The following is a 15,234-nucleotide window of genomic DNA, read 5'->3' on the forward strand; positions in this document are numbered from 1 at the left end:
GCTTTATTTGTATTTATAACACTCATACCATTAGAATTTGGATTCAATGGACCGGGCAACTTCATCGTAGATAGCCCCTATACGGGAATCTGCTTTGTAAACAGAAGGTGAGAAATCAGGCTCGGAAGGATGATTATCCGGCGTGCCTAATGGAATCTGGGCAAGCAGGCTCGTATGCAGACTTTCCGCAAGTCTTCCCCCACCTCCACGACCAAAGACATAATCCTTCTCTCCGCAACTGCCACACTCATAGTAAGCCATATTCTCAACCACACCAAGTAACTCATGATCGGTCTGAATGGCCATCGCACCCGCACGTGCTGCGACAAAAGCTGCCGTTGCATGCGGCGTGGTAACGATGATTTCCTTGCTCTGTGGCAACATCTGATGCACATCCAAAGCAACATCTCCCGTACCTGGTGGCAAATCCAGTAATACATAATCTAATTCGCCCCACTGGACATCCGTAAAGAATTGACGCAGCATCCGACCTAGCATGGGTCCACGCCAGATTACCGGGTTATTCTCCCGAATAAAGAAGCCCATCGACATGACTTTGACGCCAAAACGTTCAACCGGTTGAATAACGCCATCTTCAACGACCGGATATTCTTCAATCCCCATCATGTCGGGTACACTGAAGCCATAGATATCCGCATCAATTAAGCCCACTTTCTTGCCTTGACGTGCCAAGGCTGCAGCGAGATTAACGGTTACCGTTGATTTACCAACGCCACCTTTACCACTGGCCACGGCAATAAAACGAACACCTGATTCAGGACTCAACAACTCATGTCCATCTAGACCCGCTGCATGACCTTTTACGAGCACTTCGTCCCGATCTGGCTCATTATCGGGTTGTCCCATATTCAGGCTCTCACGATCATGCTCAGAAGCTGCACGCACACGAATATGTACATCCTTCAGTCCGTGCTGGGACAACAAGTTACGCGCTGCATCACTTAAGGCTGTTGTATCCTCAGGTCGATTTTCCAGTGTCACTATGGTCAGAGCCACATGATTTTCTTTCACCATAATATCTCGAACCCATTCCAGTTCGGTCAGACTTACTCCCAATTGCGGTTCTTGTAATGGCTGTAATAGTTCAAGTATCTGTTCTTTTGATAACATCAGACAGCACCTCAGCTTTATCTATTGGCATGTAATTAGGTATGCTGATCCAATTATATCATTACCTTTCTTGTTCTGACTAACTTTTAGGCCGTTCTCCTGAGGAATATCTGAGAATCCCATTATAGATCGAAGCAGCTACCTTGCGTTGATAAGCTTCGTCGGCAAGCATACGTGCCTCTTCCGGATGAGAAAGGAAACCCACTTCTACCAGCGCTGAAGGGATCTTCAGAGCCTGTAACAGATAAACCGTATTCACCGTTTTGGCGATTCGATCTGTATTCTCCAGATTACGAACCATCTCTTGTTGAAGCAAATTGGCCAAACCTTCGTTATCCGGATGGTTAGTTGTATAGAAAACCTGCGCTCCACTCCATCGGTTGGACGGGACGCTGTTCATGTGAATGCTAATAAAGAGATCTGCTTGCTTATCCTCTATCCGCCGTACTCTTTGTTTCAGATCTTCCGTCTTGCGTTTGGAGTACCCTTTAGTGTCCGCTTCCGCCAGATCGGTATCTATTTCTCGTGTCATAATCACTAAGGCCCCTGCCTGTTGCAAATAATCTCTCACATACAGGGCGATAGACAGGTTGATATCTTTTTCAATAACCCCCTGTTTACTCACAGCTCCCCCATCTGGACCTCCGTGTCCTGCATCAATGGCAATGACTTTACCCGCCATCGGCAAACTCCAATAACCTGACGTCTTGGCGGAAGGCAGCTCATAGGACATTACGGCCACTAACATGGCCAGCAGACAGAGGCTCAGCATGACCCTTTTGAGTGTTTTTAACCTAATCCAAACTACAAAGTGTTTCCCCATATTTTTACGCATAAAAAAAACCACCTCGTCCCTATAAATGACTCTAATCATCTATATGGGACAAGATGGACAAATATACCGCTAGGACCGGACTTGCTCCGCCATTCCCTCAATCAGCACCTCAGCTACCTCAGGACGTGTAAATTCAGGTGGAGGGCACTGACCGTCACGGAGCAACCCGCGTACTTTGGTGCCGGAAAGCGCCATATGGTGTTCTTTATCATGTGGGTAAGTTTTGCTAGATGCCATGTTTTCACATTTGGTACAGAAGAAACTATGTTCGAAGAACAACGGAGTGATCCCCAGTTCCTCTGCTGTAAAGTTAGTAAATATCTCTTGTGCTTCATATGTTCCATAATAATCACCCACACCCGCATGGTCACGACCAAAAATAAAATGGGTACACCCGTAATTTTTGTGAACCATCGCATGGAAATAGCTTCCCGTGGACCGGCATACCGCATGGCTGCAGGGATCACACCAAGAAACGCACCATCAGCCGGGTAATAGTTCTCCAGTAATACCAGATAACTCTTCATCCGAACATCTGCGGGAACATCGTCGGACTTCGTCTCTCCCACAAGCGGATTCAGGAAGGGGGCATCTACAATCTCCATAGCGCACTTCTGGATGTACTCATGAGCCTGGTTGGTGGACCGGATTACGTGTCTGAAAACCGACTACCGTCTTCCAACCCTTCTCCTTAAAAATCTTCCGGGTATCTGCAGGATCATAATAGAACTCTTCAAATTTCGGAGGTTTTGGACGGTTCAATACTTGATTGGACCTCCTACGTATGTTTCAGGGCGCTCCAACAGTTTTTTAACACCAGGGTGCTCGGGATCATCTGTTTTGAGTACACGCCGGACTTCGTCACCCTGATCCACCTGGTATAAACTTTGGACTTCGAGCAGTCCATAAGTTACTCCATCTTGATCACCAACAAGTTTCACAAGTTCACCAATCTGGAGGGATGCAGCTTGTTTATCGTCAACAGCAAGTGTAATCGGTATACTCAAGACCGTTCCATCAGCGAGACGCATGCGAGACACCACCGAAAGGTAATCTTCCTCATTCAAGAAACCTTAAAGTGGTGAGAAGGCACCCACACCAATCAGATCCAAATCTGATATCGTCCAGGTATTAATAAGCAAAGAGGATAAGTTTTTACTGTCTTGCAACAATTGCTCCCGTTCTTTTCCTTGTACGATACGCTGAACCAGCGTACCTCCATGTGGCAGAATCGATGTCATCTTGTCAGTTCCTTGTGTATCTATTATTTATGAAGGCCACATTCCGTTTTATCATTACCAGACCAGCGTCCAGCACGAGGGTCCTCGCCAGGCATAACCTGACGTGTGCAATGCTCACAGCCAATACTCGGGTAGTTCTGATCATGTAGAGGATTATATACAACGTTATTGTCACGAATATATTGCCATACATCCTCCGTCGTCCAATGTGCAATCGGATTAAACTTCATCAGGCCAAATTTTGAATCATACTCAACCTTCTTGGAGTTTGCACGAGTTGGTGCTTGATCTCTGCGAATACCTGTAATCCATGCATCATACTGAGAAAGAATTCGTGTTAACGGTTCGACTTTGCGAATGTTACAGCACGCATTGGGATCAGACTTCCACAACTCTTCACCGTGTTGAGCTGCCTGCTCTTCCGGAGTAATCTTAGGTGACACGCGTACAAATTCAAGGTTGTAGTTCTCTTGCATCTTATCACGTGTTTCATATGTTTCTTTGAAGTGGAAATCAGTATCCAGATAAAAAATATCTGTGGATGGGCTGATCTTCTGCAACATATCTACAAGTACAACATCTTCCGCACCAAAGCTACATGCAAAAGTGATATTAGGAAATGTTTCAATAGCATAACGAATAATATCCTCTGGACTAGCATGTTCCAGTTCCTCTGCCTTCGTCCGTGCCAATTCTTCTTTCTCCAACAAGTTCATCTGTGAATTTCCCCCATTCTGCATTTCAATACATCTTAAAGCCGACTAATCTAATATGAATTATGTTTAGTATAAATCTTTCAATGCGGATGTCAATGCCTGCCATATGGTAAAATAAATCAGTTTTTGCCCATTTTTGATTGTCGCTCTAACACAATATTTTGGTTCAATTTATCCATTTCTCAGTTCATGAGACAAAAACAATGATGTTGGTCCAAGTCATTGGTCAGATGATAAATATCTCTTCAGCTTGGAAAGTTTTGCTGCTACTAGGTTTGGACAGTTCTTGCAGGCAAAAGCAGCATTCAAAAATCACTGGTCGATTGAAAATAAGAAAAAGAAGATAAAGTTTCAAAGGGAGCTGAGTGACAACATATATCAATTGATATGTAAGGGACTTTTATCGTTTCCATAAGAAATACTGATGAGACTTGCAGTAAAGAATTAAGTGCAAAACCAGTAAACCAAACGCTTTAAGAAATCCAGCGTAAGCGCCAATTGATGATTTTATAAGAAGGTGTTGATCGTGGTGACCGATGGGTAAGCGCAAAATGAATGATCTAAAACGATTAGAAAGGTTCAGTAAGATGTAGATGTATTAACGTACATATTATAGGGCTGTATTGAGGATTGAAAAGGCAATGAAGGAAAAATGCACAAGCATGTGGAGAGACATCAGAGTTATGAGAGCTATTGCAAAACATATATAGTATAAGGTTGAATGGTCATGAATATATAAAAAAGCCTTTGACCGAGGCCAAAGGCTTTTAATATTAACGTTTGGAGAACTGAGGTGCGCGACGAGCCGCTTTAAGACCGTATTTTTTACGCTCTTTCATACGTGGGTCACGAGTCAGGAATCCTGCTTTTTTCAGGGATGCACGGTATTCCGGATCTGCTTTCAACAGAGCGCGGGAGATACCATGACGGATTGCGCCGGCTTGACCGGAGATTCCGCCACCATGAGCAATAACAAGAACGTCATAGTTGTTGAGCGTTTCTGTCAAGTTCAGTGGTTGTTTTACGATCAGTTTGAGTGTTTCCAAACCGAAGTATTCATTAATATCACGTTTATTGATGACAATGCGTCCTTCACCCGGTACAAGGCGAACACGTGCTACCGAATGTTTACGACGACCTGTCCCATAGTATTGTACTTGTGCCATGAAACTGTCCTCCTTTTAATTAACCGCGAAGTTCGTAAACTTCTGGTTTTTGTGCTGCATGTGGATGCTCAGTGCCTCTGTACGCTTTAAGTCTCAACTTCATTTTCTCGCCCATGCGAGTTTTAGGAAGCATACCGCGAACAGCCAATTCCAACATACGCTCAGGTTTGTTTTTAACCATCTCTTCAGCAGTAGTTACTTTCAAACCACCTGGGTGCATAGAGTGACGGTAGTATTTTTTACCTTGCATTTTCTTACCAGTCAATACGATTTTCTCAGCATTGATGATAACAACGAAATCGCCAGTGTCCACATGTGGAGTGAATTGTGGCTTATGTTTGCCGCGAATCAAAGCAGCTGCTTCGCTCGCCAAACGTCCGAGGGTTTTGCCTTCAGCATCAATGATGTGCCATTGGCGCTCAACTTCGTTAGGCTTCGCCATGTACGTAGTACGCATGAAAAGTTCCTCCTTAAAATGTTCAAAATCATCATTTTCATTTATCTTCGTTCGTTAAGTTATAACTTTAGGTGTTGATGGATTGTAAATTTGATGTGAACCTCTTAATTGGGGCTGTGGGAAAGCCATTAAGAAAACACAACTTTTATATTACATGATAGGCGATTAAATCGCAAGTGTTAATTAAGCTTTTCACTCACCAAATTTAATCTTTTTTGTATTCAAGATCCCAGAGCATTAAACCGCAGCTAACTGCAGTAGGTCCTGCAGCAGATCGATTACATGCAGCAATCATATTTGGTACATCAGAGGCTTTCCGTTTGCCCTCTCCGATCTCCAGCAGTGTCCCAACAATAATACGAACCATATGCTGCAAAAAGCCGTTACCACTCACATAAATGTGAATGACACCCTGATCGCGTGGATGGTCTCTGCACATTGATCGGTCCACTTCCATCCATGCTTCGTATACCGAACGGACATGATTCTCTTTCTGAGACTTGCGTGAAGCAAAAGAGGTGAAATCATACGTCCCTATGAAATGTCGTAAGCCCTCCTGCATTGCCATAATATCAAGCTTCGCATGATGATGATATTGCAGTCTTCTGTTGAATACATCCGGAAATTGATTCGCATTGACTGTATAACGATACGTTTTCTTTTTCGCTGCATAGCGAGAATGAAAATCAGCCGAAACTTCAATCGCATCAATAACGACAATATCGGAAGGTAATCTGGAGTTGAGTGCAATACACCAACGTTCAATCGGGATCTGGGACTCCGTAGGAAAATTGAAGATTTGTCTGCGGGCGTGAACACCTGCATCTGTTCGGCCTGAACCAGTAATTTTAACCTTCTCACCGGTTAAAGCACGAATCGCATCTTCAAGATGATCCTGAATGGTATTCCCGCCCGGCTGTACTTGGAAGCCGTAATAGGCAGTGCCATCATAAGTTAACGTCATACATAAGTTCCGCATTATTACCACACCTTTGTTCCATACTATACATATCCCTATCCCGAACAGCAAAAGAAGCCCCTTACGGAGCTTCTATTACAGCACGAATTCCGAAATGAAGAGAAAAAAAGGGTTAATCCAGAATCGTTGATTCTGTCCCCTTTCCTCATCTCATCTGTTTTACGCGCGGTCTACCAGTTCCAAGTAAACCATTGGCGCTGCGTCACCACGACGAGGTCCCAGTTTCAGGATACGAGTGTATCCACCTGGACGCTCAGCGTAACGACCGGACAATTCGCTAAACAGTTTTTGGATTGCATCTTGCTCACCATCGATAGTTTCGCGGCGAACATAAGCTGCCACTTGGCGACGGGCATGAAGATCTCCCTTTTTCGCTTTAGTGATCAATTTTTCAGCAATAGAGCGAACCTCTTTTGCTTTCGCTTCAGTTGTCTGAATGCGTTCGTATAAGAACAGGTCGGTTACCAGGTCACGGAACAAAGCTTTACGTGCGCTGGAATTACGGCCCAACTTTTGGTATGCCATTGTTTTCCCTCCTTCACTTCAAGCACTCGGCTGTCTATTCTTCTGTACGGAGTCCCAAACCAAGTTCCTCAAGCTTCTCTTGAACTTCTTCCAAAGACTTGCGTCCGAGGTTACGGACTTTCATCATGTCTTCTTCCGTTTTCGTAGTCAGCTCTTGCACGGTATTGATACCGGCACGTTTGAGGCAGTTGTAGGAACGAACAGAGAGATCCAGCTCTTCGATCGTCATTTCGAGTACTTTTTCTTTTTTGTCTTCTTCTTTTTCGACCATGATCTCTGCATCTTTCGCTTCGTCTGTAAGACCCACGAAGAGCATCAGATGCTCAGTCAAAATTTTAGCGCCGAGGCTTACAGCCTCTTCAGGACGAATACTTCCATCAGTCCAAACTTCCAACGTGAGCTTGTCATAGTTGGTCACTTGACCGACACGCGTATTTTCCACAGCGTAGTTAACGCGACTGATCGGGGTGAAGATGGAATCGACTGGGATGACGCCGATCGGCTGGTCATCGCGTTTATTCCGATCTGCCTGGACGTAGCCGCGACCGCGATTGGCAAAAATACGCATGTGAAGTCTCGAACCTGGTCCGAGCGTAGCAATGTGCAAATCCGGATTAAGGATTTCCACATCGGAGTCAGCACGGATATCTCCAGCCGTAATTGCTCCTTCGCCTTCAGCATCAATCTCGAGCACTTTCTCCTCATCAGAATGAATCTTAAGCGACAAAGCTTTCAGGTTAAGAATAACCTCCGTTACATCTTCCATTACGCCAGGAACTGTAGCAAATTCATGCAGAACGCCATCGATTTGAACCGAAGACACTGCCGCACCCGGCAGTGACGAGAGCAAGATTCGGCGAAGCGAGTTTCCAAGCGTCGTACCGTATCCGCGCTCAAGCGGTTCTACTACGAATTTCCCATAGGTGCCATCATCGTTGACGTCTACCGTCTCAATTTTCGGCTTTTCGATTTCAATCACTGCAATACCCCTCCTTCAAAACGTCGGTCCTCTATGAAACATTTACCTTCTCTTGCGAAAACATGTAGTAGTATGCCTAAACAACCATTATTAGCAGATTGTGCCGGAAATATACCACACGCAGGGGCAAATCTCATTAGACACGACGACGTTTTGGAGGACGGCATCCGTTATGCGGGACTGGAGTTACGTCTTTGATCAGGTTAACTTCAAGACCAGCAGCTTGCAAAGAGCGGATCGCTGCTTCACGGCCTGCGCCTGGTCCTTTAACCATAACCTCAACGGCTTTCATCCCATGTTCCATTGCAGCTTTGGCAGCAGTCTCAGCAGCCATTTGTGCAGCAAACGGAGTCGATTTACGGGAACCTCTGAATCCGAGGCCGCCGGAGCTTGCCCACGAAATTGCATTTCCGTGAGGATCCGTAATAGTAACGATAGTGTTATTGAAAGTGGAACGGATATGCGCCACGCCAGATTCAATATTTTTACGGTCACGACGTTTAGTACGTACGACTTTTTTCGGTTTAGCCATTTTCTCTTATCCCCCCTTATTATTTCTTCTTGTTCGCTACTGTACGACGAGGACCTTTACGAGTACGAGCATTCGTTTTCGTACGTTGTCCACGAACAGGCAGACCACGACGATGACGAACTCCACGGTAACAACCGATCTCCGTCAAACGTTTAATATTCAAAGAGATTTCTCGACGCAGGTCACCTTCTACTTTGACCTCTTTATCGATACTTTCACGCAATTTGCTGACTTCATCTTCCGTCAAATCACGAACACGAGTGTCCGGATTGATGCCTGTTGTGCTCAGAATTTTCTGGGAAGTCGTTTTACCGATTCCGAAAATATAAGTCAAGGCGATCTCAACGCGCTTATCACGTGGCAAATCCACACCAGCTATACGTGCCATTTTACGCTACACCCCCTTCTTTAACCTTGTTTTTGTTTGTGTTTCGGATTTTCACAGATAACCATAACATTCCCTTTGCGGCGAATGACTTTGCATTTTTCGCAAATCGGCTTGACCGAAGGTCTTACCTTCATGTGAATTACCTCCTCAAAGTTTTGCTAAGCAAAACCCTCTTCGTAAGCATTGACCTTGTTCTACTATTGTAAAACCGGCTTCGAAGCTTTCGCAAGTTTTGCCGGGCAAAACCCGCTACATAAGCTTCACAGTTCATTGCAACTGTCTACTACTATTTACGGTAAGTTATGCGACCTTTTGTTAAATCATAAGGCGACAACTGAACAACTACTTTGTCTCCAGTCAGGATACGGATAAAGTGCATCCGCAGTTTTCCGGAAACGTGAGCGAGAATTTGATGACCGTTCTCAAGCTCAACCTTGAATGTTGCATTCGGTAGCGGTTCGAGAACCGTACCTTCCACTTCAATGACATCTTCCTTGGCCATTAGTCAGTCTCCTTTCTCTTCAGCTTGAATGTTGGTGGATTCCAGAAATGAATGAACCGCGTAACGGAGCTTTCCATTTGTCACCCGACCACTCTCGTTTAAACTGTTCACAACCTCGCTGCTAATCATGGGCTGGAGTTCAAGATGAAGAAGATTCTTCTTCTTAGGTTGATCAAACTTACGTTTGTCTCCATCCGCAATATATACGAACTTACTGTCCGCTATAGCAACAATTACTGCGGCTTGGTCCGCATTGCGGCCTTTACGGATCTTCACAAGTTGACCGAGCTGCGGATTAGACTGACTGTTCATGCCTCATCACCTACGCATTCAGTTTCGTGAAAATTTCCATACCATCTGGTGTAACTGCTACGGTGTGTTCAAAGTGGGCACATAACTTACCATCAACCGTGACGACAGTCCAGTTATCTTCCAACGTTTTCACATACCGTCTACCTACGTTAACCATCGGCTCTATGGCCAGCACCATGCCCGCTTTAAGCCGTGGTCCCCGATCGGGAAGACCATAGTTCGGAATCTGTGGTTCTTCGTGCAGATCTGCGCCTATGCCGTGACCGACATATTCACGAACTACGGAGAACCCTTCATCTTCAATATATTTCTGAATCGCATGAGATATTGTAAACAAGCGAACGTCCGGTTTCACCAGCGCCAGACCTGCGTATAACGAAGCCTCGGTAACGTCCAGAAGACGACGGGCTTCTTCGGAAATACGGCCGACCGGATAAGTCCAGGCGGAATCTCCATGATACCCCTGGTACTGCGCGCCAATGTCAAACGTAACGATATCGCCCTCGTTCAACTTGCGTTTGCCGGGAAATCCATGTACCAACTCTTCATTGACTGAAGCGCACACACTGGCAGGGAAACCGTTATAACCTTTGAAAGACGGCACAGCTCCTTGACTGCGGATATATTGATCTGCCATATGGTCAAGTTCTCCAGTCGTAATACCGGGAGCGATATGCTCTGCCAAGAGACGATGCGTTTCCGCAACAATTCTCCCTGCTTCCCTCATCAAGCCCAGTTCCGTTTCGGACTTACCAATGATCATCAATTAACCTCTCAGTAAGGACACGATTTCTTGAGAAACTTGATCGATATCCTGTTCTCCGTTCATTTGACGAAGAAGACCTTTAGTCTCATAGAACGTGAGGAGTGGTGCTGTTTTGTTGATATACTCGTCCAGTCGTGTACCTACACTCTCTTCATTATCATCAGAGCGTTGATACAACTCACCAGCGCATTTATCACAAATACCTTCCTGCTTAGGCGGATTGAATACCACATGATAAGTGGAACCACAGTTTTTACAAATTCGACGCCCCGTCAAACGAGCCAGCAATTTGTTGCGATCCACTTTCAGGTTGATTACATGATCGAGACCTGAGTTCAATCGATCCAGAATGCCATCGAGCGCTTCTGCTTGCGAAAGGGTTCTTGGAAATCCGTCCAAGAGGAAACCTTCTCTGCAGTCAGGCTGCTGCAAACGTTCTTCAACGATGCCAATGGTTACATCATCTGGTACAAGCAATCCTTGATCCATATATTCCTTGGCTTTCATGCCAATGGGAGTTCCCTGTTTGATCGCGAGACGAAATGCATCGCCTGTTGAAATATGGGGAATACCGAACTCTTTCACGATGACGTCTGCTTGCGTTCCTTTTCCTGCCCCCGGAGGGCCCATGAATAGGATGTTCACGTTATGTCACTCCCTCCAAGACTACCCTACATCAACAAACAGCACAATAGGTGCCGGCAAGTAAATCTTCACTCGACCGGTACCTATTGCCTATTTATTGATAAAACCTTTGTAGTGGCGTTTGATCAATTGGCTTTCGATTTGCTTCATCGTATCCAGCGCAACACCGATAACGATCAGGAGGGATGTTCCTCCAATTTGCGCAGATTGAGGCAAACCAGAAAGTGCCCCTAAGAATACAGGCAGAACGGAAATGACTGCCAAGAAGATGGCTCCGGCCATTGTCAAACGAGTCATGACACGGGTCAGATATTTCTCGGTTGCTTTACCCGGGCGAATGCCTGGGATGTAACCGCCGTTCTTTTTCATATTATCAGCCATCTGCTGTGGATTCATCTGTACAAAAGTATAGAAGAATGTGAAACCGAAGATCATCACGACATACAGCAACATACCCAGAGGTTTGTGTGTAGTCAGGTTCTGTCCGATCCACTGTGCCCAGAGGCGATCTGCCCAGAAGTTGGCGATGATCGTTGGGAACATCAACAGCGATGAAGCAAAGATGACAGGGATAACACCTGCTGCATTAATTTTCAGCGGGATATGTGTATTCTGTCCACCGTACATTTTGTTACCTACGACACGTTTAGCGTACTGTACAGGAATTTTCCGAATCGCCTGCTGAATGTAAATGACTCCTATGATGATCAACACAATAACAATTGCGATGATAACACCTTTAAGAATATTCATAAACAGTTGGTCAGGTTGAATGAAGTCAGATTCGATCGTTTGTTTGATAATGTTAGGCACCGTAGATAGGATACCCGCAAAGATCAAGATCGAAATCCCGTTTCCTATGCCCTTCTCGGTGATCTGCTCACCAAGCCACATCAGGAATGAAGTACCGGCCGTAAGTACAATCGCGATCAAGATATAATCTGCAAATGTAGCGTTAGGCACCATCTCTGTATTGTACAAGCGGTTGAATCCGATCGACGTACCAAACGCTTGAATCAGTGCCAGCCCGATGGTTAAATAACGGGTCAACTGTGCAGATTTCTTCTTACCTTGTTCACCTTGCTTTGCCCACTCCGCTAATTTAGGAATAACGTCCATGGAAAGCAACTGTACTATGATAGACGCAGTGATGTAAGGCACGATCCCGAGCGCAAATATCGAGAACTGGAAGAGCGCTCCACCCGAGAACGTATTGAGAAGTCCAAAAACTTCTTTACCCGCAGAATTTGTCGCTTCGAACACATCTTTGTTAACTCCCGGTACGGGAACAAAGGAGCCGATGCGGTAAATGATCAGTACAAAAAGGGTAAATAATACCCTTTTGCGCAGATCTTCAACCCGCCAGATATTCTTTAGGGTCTTGAACATTAAATCACCTCAGTTGTACCGCCGGCAGCTTCAATTTTCTCAATAGCAGATTGAGAAAACTTGTTAGCTTTAACAGTCAGCTTCACAGTGACATCACCGTTACCCAGGATTTTGATTCCGGATTTAGCGTTTTTAACTACGCCATTCGACATCAAGAATTCTGGAGTTACTTCAGTACCCGCAGCAAAACTGTTCAGGTCTTCAGTATTCACAACTGCATATTCTTTGCGAGTTGGGTTTACAAAACCACGTTTTGGCAAGCGACGATACAATGGATTTTGTCCACCTTCGAAGCCTGGACGTACTCCACCGCCAGAACGAGCGTTTTGTCCTTTGTGACCGCGACCTGATGTTTTACCTGTACCACTACTTGGACCGCGACCAAGACGTTTACGTTCTTTGCGGGATCCAGGAGATGGTGAAAGCTCATGTAACTTCATCGTTCGTTGCACCTCCTTAAAGATTTGTGGGATTAACCCGTTTTTAAGCTTCTACTTCTTTAACAGCAACCAAGTGGCTTACTTTGTTAATCATACCACGGATGGCAGGATTATCGTTTTGTACCACTTTGCTATTGATTTTGCGCAAACCCAATGTTTTCACAGTTGTTCTTTGCGTCTCCGGACGTCCGATCAAACTGCGGACGAGGGTAATTTCTAATTTAGCCATGAGAATTCCCTCCTTAACCCAGAAGCTCTTCGACGGATTTTCCGCGCAGTTTAGCCACGTCTTCAGCACGCTTCAAACGGGACAAACCTTCCAAAGTCGCATTGACCATGTTCATGGAATTCGAAGAACCCAGAGATTTTGTCAAAATGTCACCTACACCAGCAAGTTCGAGAACCGCACGTACAGGACCACCAGCGATAACACCAGTACCTTCAGATGCTGGTTTCAACAGCACGCGTCCTGCGCCGAACTTACCTGTTACCAAGTGAGGAATCGATGTTCCTACGAGTGGAACGTGTACAAGGTTTTTCTTAGCGTCTTCAATACCTTTGCGAATTGCATCAGGTACTTCGCCCGCTTTACCGATACCAGCTCCAACCCAGCCGTTGCCGTCGCCGACTACAACCAGTGCGCTAAAGCTGAAACGGCGTCCGCCTTTTACTACTTTAGCTACGCGATTAATATTTACAACTCTTTCAGTCAGTTCCAAAGTATTCGGATCTACACGCAAGTCGTTAACCTCCTTTTGAAAAATATCTTAAAACTCAAGTCCTGCTTCACGAGCCGCTTCAGCCAATGCTGCGATACGACCATGGTACAGATAACCGCTACGGTCAAATACGATGTTGGAAACACCTTTATCTTTAGCACGTTTAGCAACGAGTTCGCCAACTTTACGAGCTGATTCAACAGATGCACCATTTTTGATGTCAGTGCTCAATTCTTTGTCTACAGTAGACGCAGAAGCGATTGTTACACCAGCAACATCATCGATGATTTGAGCATACATATGTTTACCAGAACGGAATACGTTCAAACGAGGACGTGCTGCCGTTCCTTGGATTTTCTTACGAACACGAAGGTGTCTTTTCAGACGAGCCTTATTTTTATCTGGTTTCGTAATCATCTCAAAGATTCACTCCTTTCAGGTTACCTCGCTGGCTTCAAAGCAGAAGCCACGGGGTATATTAGAAACACACGAAGCAAGCAAGCCGAAAGCCGCGCAAAGGCGGTAAGAGAAATCTTATTTCTTCTTACCGGCTTTACCTTCCTTACGGATGATACGCTCGCCTTCATATTTAATACCTTTACCTTTGTACGGCTCAGGTTCACGTACGGAACGGATTTTAGCAGCGTAAGCACCTACACGCTCTTTGTCAATTCCGCGAACGATGATTTTTGTATTCGAAGGTACTTCGAATTCAATTCCCGCTTCCGGTGTAATTTCAACCGGGTGAGAGTAACCAACGTTTAGAACGATTTTATCTCCGGATTTGCTTGCACGATATCCGACCCCAACCAATTCCAGAGATTTCGCGAATCCTTCAGTAACGCCGCTCACCATATTGTTTACAACGCTACGCGTTGTGCCGTGCAAAGAACGGTGAGTTTTGTTATCGGAAGGACGCACAACTGTGATTTCGTTATTTTCAACTGTAACCTTCATGTCTTTATGAAGCTCACGAGTCAAAGTTCCTTTTGGTCCTTTTACCGTAATAACGGTGTTGTCCAGGGTGATGTCTACACCACTTGGTACTGTGATTGGTTTGCGACCAATACGAGACATATGTTGCACCTCCTATCTTGTGACGTTATATTACCAAACGTAGCAAACGACTTCTCCGCCGGATTTCGATTGACGAGCTTCTTTGTCCGTCATGATACCTTTAGATGTCGAGATGATCGCGATTCCCAGGCCACCAAGTACACGAGGTACTTCGTTGCTTTTCGTGTAAACACGAAGACCAGGTTTACTGATTCTTTTCAGACCAGTGATAACGCGCTCGTTATTTTGACCGTATTTCAGGAAAACACGGATAATCCCTTGTTTGTTATCATCGATAACTTCAGCGTCACGGATGAAACCTTCACGCTTCAGGATATCTGCGATTTGTTTTTTCATTGTCGAAGCAGGCATTTCTACCGTTTCGTGACGAACAGTGTTCGCGTTACGAATACGAGTAAGCATATCTGCAATTGGATCAGACATAGTCATTGTGAG

At 45.2% G+C, this 15,234-nt stretch carries 23 protein-coding genes and 2 pseudogenes; all 25 read right to left on the minus strand.

Going from position 1 to position 15,234, the window contains the following annotated elements:
• Positions 1-30: 30 nt before the first annotated feature.
• The 25 genes and pseudogenes from MKY87_RS11955 to rpsH all read right to left on the minus strand — a co-directional run bounded on the left by MKY87_RS11955 (position 31) and on the right by rpsH (position 15,228).
• The gene (locus MKY87_RS11955; RefSeq protein ID WP_338588644.1) at positions 31-1,131 is read right to left on the minus strand and encodes an Mrp/NBP35 family ATP-binding protein; all 1,101 of its coding nucleotides are present in this window, start codon (positions 1,129-1,131) and stop codon (positions 31-33) included.
• A 79-nt stretch (positions 1,132-1,210) separates the two neighbouring features.
• Positions 1,211-1,966: an N-acetylmuramoyl-L-alanine amidase CwlD gene (gene cwlD, locus MKY87_RS11960; protein ID WP_339788669.1), complete on the minus strand. Its 756-nt coding sequence runs from the start codon at positions 1,964-1,966 to the stop codon at positions 1,211-1,213.
• 69 nt (positions 1,967-2,035) lie between these two features.
• A pseudogene (locus MKY87_RS30730) lies at positions 2,036-2,571 on the minus strand (hypothetical protein).
• A 19-nt stretch (positions 2,572-2,590) separates the two neighbouring features.
• Positions 2,591-2,728 carry a hypothetical protein gene (locus MKY87_RS30735; RefSeq protein WP_445669417.1) on the minus strand — a complete coding sequence of 46 codons (138 nt, stop codon included), beginning with the start codon at positions 2,726-2,728 and terminating at the stop codon, positions 2,591-2,593.
• Positions 2,725-3,207 (minus strand): annotated as a pseudogene (locus MKY87_RS30740) (hypothetical protein). Before MKY87_RS30740 ends, MKY87_RS30735 begins: the two are co-directional and overlap by 4 nt.
• Before the next feature lie 23 nt (positions 3,208-3,230).
• On the minus strand, positions 3,231-3,923 hold the full coding sequence (locus MKY87_RS11970; RefSeq protein ID WP_091039173.1) for a phosphoadenylyl-sulfate reductase: 693 nt from the start codon (positions 3,921-3,923) through the stop codon (positions 3,231-3,233).
• A 773-nt stretch (positions 3,924-4,696) separates the two neighbouring features.
• The gene (gene rpsI, locus MKY87_RS11975) at positions 4,697-5,089 is read right to left on the minus strand and encodes a 30S ribosomal protein S9 (RefSeq protein ID WP_017692105.1); all 393 of its coding nucleotides are present in this window, start codon (positions 5,087-5,089) and stop codon (positions 4,697-4,699) included.
• A gap of 19 nt (positions 5,090-5,108) precedes the next feature.
• Positions 5,109-5,546: a 50S ribosomal protein L13 gene (gene rplM / locus MKY87_RS11980; protein WP_024633564.1), complete on the minus strand. Its 438-nt coding sequence runs from the start codon at positions 5,544-5,546 to the stop codon at positions 5,109-5,111.
• Between the two features lie 205 nt (positions 5,547-5,751).
• On the minus strand, positions 5,752-6,525 hold the full coding sequence (gene truA / locus MKY87_RS11985; protein WP_076216861.1) for a tRNA pseudouridine(38-40) synthase TruA: 774 nt from the start codon (positions 6,523-6,525) through the stop codon (positions 5,752-5,754).
• A 159-nt stretch (positions 6,526-6,684) separates the two neighbouring features.
• Positions 6,685-7,050, minus strand: a complete 366-nt coding sequence (gene rplQ, locus MKY87_RS11990; RefSeq protein WP_017692102.1) for a 50S ribosomal protein L17 — start codon at positions 7,048-7,050, stop codon at positions 6,685-6,687.
• A gap of 34 nt (positions 7,051-7,084) precedes the next feature.
• Positions 7,085-8,029, minus strand: coding sequence for a DNA-directed RNA polymerase subunit alpha (locus MKY87_RS11995; RefSeq protein WP_017692101.1), 945 nt, complete (start codon positions 8,027-8,029; stop codon positions 7,085-7,087).
• Positions 8,030-8,165: 136 nt separating this feature from the next.
• Complete coding sequence (gene rpsK, locus MKY87_RS12000) at positions 8,166-8,561, minus strand: 30S ribosomal protein S11 (protein WP_017692100.1); 396 nt, start codon at positions 8,559-8,561, stop codon at positions 8,166-8,168.
• A gap of 19 nt (positions 8,562-8,580) precedes the next feature.
• Complete coding sequence (gene rpsM, locus MKY87_RS12005; RefSeq protein ID WP_062329455.1) at positions 8,581-8,949, minus strand: 30S ribosomal protein S13; 369 nt, start codon at positions 8,947-8,949, stop codon at positions 8,581-8,583.
• Between the two features lie 20 nt (positions 8,950-8,969).
• A complete protein-coding gene (gene rpmJ / locus MKY87_RS12010) occupies positions 8,970-9,083 on the minus strand; it encodes a 50S ribosomal protein L36 (protein WP_003333770.1) in 114 nt (37 codons plus the stop codon).
• Positions 9,084-9,235: 152 nt separating this feature from the next.
• Positions 9,236-9,451: a translation initiation factor IF-1 gene (gene infA / locus MKY87_RS12015; protein WP_017692098.1), complete on the minus strand. Its 216-nt coding sequence runs from the start codon at positions 9,449-9,451 to the stop codon at positions 9,236-9,238.
• 3 nt (positions 9,452-9,454) lie between these two features.
• Positions 9,455-9,763 carry a KOW domain-containing RNA-binding protein gene (locus tag MKY87_RS12020; RefSeq protein ID WP_091039171.1) on the minus strand — a complete coding sequence of 103 codons (309 nt, stop codon included), beginning with the start codon at positions 9,761-9,763 and terminating at the stop codon, positions 9,455-9,457.
• 10 nt (positions 9,764-9,773) lie between these two features.
• A complete protein-coding gene (gene map / locus MKY87_RS12025; protein ID WP_036607191.1) occupies positions 9,774-10,526 on the minus strand; it encodes a type I methionyl aminopeptidase in 753 nt (250 codons plus the stop codon).
• A 3-nt stretch (positions 10,527-10,529) separates the two neighbouring features.
• Entirely contained in the window at positions 10,530-11,174 is a 645-nt protein-coding gene (locus MKY87_RS12030; RefSeq protein WP_036607188.1) for an adenylate kinase, read from the minus strand.
• A gap of 90 nt (positions 11,175-11,264) precedes the next feature.
• A complete protein-coding gene (gene secY, locus MKY87_RS12035; RefSeq protein ID WP_047841120.1) occupies positions 11,265-12,563 on the minus strand; it encodes a preprotein translocase subunit SecY in 1,299 nt (432 codons plus the stop codon).
• Positions 12,563-13,003, minus strand: coding sequence for a 50S ribosomal protein L15 (gene rplO, locus MKY87_RS12040; protein ID WP_340964585.1), 441 nt, complete (start codon positions 13,001-13,003; stop codon positions 12,563-12,565). The genes secY and rplO overlap by 1 nt, the downstream gene beginning before the upstream one ends.
• Positions 13,004-13,046: 43 nt before the next feature.
• Positions 13,047-13,232 (minus strand): 50S ribosomal protein L30, encoded by a 186-nt coding sequence (gene rpmD / locus MKY87_RS12045; RefSeq protein ID WP_017692092.1) that lies wholly within the window; start codon positions 13,230-13,232, stop codon positions 13,047-13,049.
• A 13-nt stretch (positions 13,233-13,245) separates the two neighbouring features.
• Positions 13,246-13,743, minus strand: coding sequence for a 30S ribosomal protein S5 (rpsE, locus tag MKY87_RS12050; RefSeq protein WP_017692091.1), 498 nt, complete (start codon positions 13,741-13,743; stop codon positions 13,246-13,248).
• 27 nt (positions 13,744-13,770) lie between these two features.
• Positions 13,771-14,139, minus strand: coding sequence for a 50S ribosomal protein L18 (gene rplR, locus MKY87_RS12055; protein WP_017692090.1), 369 nt, complete (start codon positions 14,137-14,139; stop codon positions 13,771-13,773).
• A gap of 117 nt (positions 14,140-14,256) precedes the next feature.
• Positions 14,257-14,799 carry a 50S ribosomal protein L6 gene (gene rplF / locus MKY87_RS12060; protein ID WP_017692089.1) on the minus strand — a complete coding sequence of 181 codons (543 nt, stop codon included), beginning with the start codon at positions 14,797-14,799 and terminating at the stop codon, positions 14,257-14,259.
• 30 nt (positions 14,800-14,829) lie between these two features.
• Entirely contained in the window at positions 14,830-15,228 is a 399-nt protein-coding gene (gene rpsH / locus MKY87_RS12065) for a 30S ribosomal protein S8 (protein ID WP_017692088.1), read from the minus strand.
• Between the last annotated feature and the right edge of the window lie 6 nt (positions 15,229-15,234).

The sequence above is a fragment of the Paenibacillus sp. FSL R7-0198 genome, assembly GCF_038000415.1.
Taxonomy (GTDB): domain Bacteria; phylum Bacillota; class Bacilli; order Paenibacillales; family Paenibacillaceae; genus Paenibacillus.

Coding starts and splice junctions, on each gene's coding strand:
- rplO (WP_340964585.1), bottom strand. CDS start 13,003: ATGAAGTTACATGAGCTTTCACCATCTCCTGGATCCCGCAAAGAACGT.
- rplR (WP_017692090.1), bottom strand. CDS start 14,139: ATGATTACGAAACCAGATAAAAATAAGGCTCGTCTGAAAAGACACCTT.
- rplF (WP_017692089.1), bottom strand. CDS start 14,799: ATGTCTCGTATTGGTCGCAAACCAATCACAGTACCAAGTGGTGTAGAC.
- infA (WP_017692098.1), bottom strand. CDS start 9,451: ATGGCCAAGGAAGATGTCATTGAAGTGGAAGGTACGGTTCTCGAACCG.
- rpsK (WP_017692100.1), bottom strand. CDS start 8,561: ATGGCTAAACCGAAAAAAGTCGTACGTACTAAACGTCGTGACCGTAAA.
- truA (WP_076216861.1), bottom strand. CDS start 6,525: ATGCGGAACTTATGTATGACGTTAACTTATGATGGCACTGCCTATTAC.
- MKY87_RS11970 (WP_091039173.1), bottom strand. CDS start 3,923: ATGAACTTGTTGGAGAAAGAAGAATTGGCACGGACGAAGGCAGAGGAA.
- map (WP_036607191.1), bottom strand. CDS start 10,526: ATGATCATTGGTAAGTCCGAAACGGAACTGGGCTTGATGAGGGAAGCA.
- rpsH (WP_017692088.1), bottom strand. CDS start 15,228: ATGACTATGTCTGATCCAATTGCAGATATGCTTACTCGTATTCGTAAC.
- secY (WP_047841120.1), bottom strand. CDS start 12,563: ATGTTCAAGACCCTAAAGAATATCTGGCGGGTTGAAGATCTGCGCAAA.
- rpsM (WP_062329455.1), bottom strand. CDS start 8,949: ATGGCACGTATAGCTGGTGTGGATTTGCCACGTGATAAGCGCGTTGAG.
- MKY87_RS12020 (WP_091039171.1), bottom strand. CDS start 9,763: ATGAACAGTCAGTCTAATCCGCAGCTCGGTCAACTTGTGAAGATCCGT.
- rpmJ (WP_003333770.1), bottom strand. CDS start 9,083: ATGAAGGTAAGACCTTCGGTCAAGCCGATTTGCGAAAAATGCAAAGTC.
- rpmD (WP_017692092.1), bottom strand. CDS start 13,232: ATGGCTAAATTAGAAATTACCCTCGTCCGCAGTTTGATCGGACGTCCG.
- rplM (WP_024633564.1), bottom strand. CDS start 5,546: ATGCGTACTACGTACATGGCGAAGCCTAACGAAGTTGAGCGCCAATGG.
- MKY87_RS11955 (WP_338588644.1), bottom strand. CDS start 1,131: ATGTTATCAAAAGAACAGATACTTGAACTATTACAGCCATTACAAGAA.
- rplQ (WP_017692102.1), bottom strand. CDS start 7,050: ATGGCATACCAAAAGTTGGGCCGTAATTCCAGCGCACGTAAAGCTTTG.
- cwlD (WP_339788669.1), bottom strand. CDS start 1,966: ATGCGTAAAAATATGGGGAAACACTTTGTAGTTTGGATTAGGTTAAAA.
- rpsI (WP_017692105.1), bottom strand. CDS start 5,089: ATGGCACAAGTACAATACTATGGGACAGGTCGTCGTAAACATTCGGTA.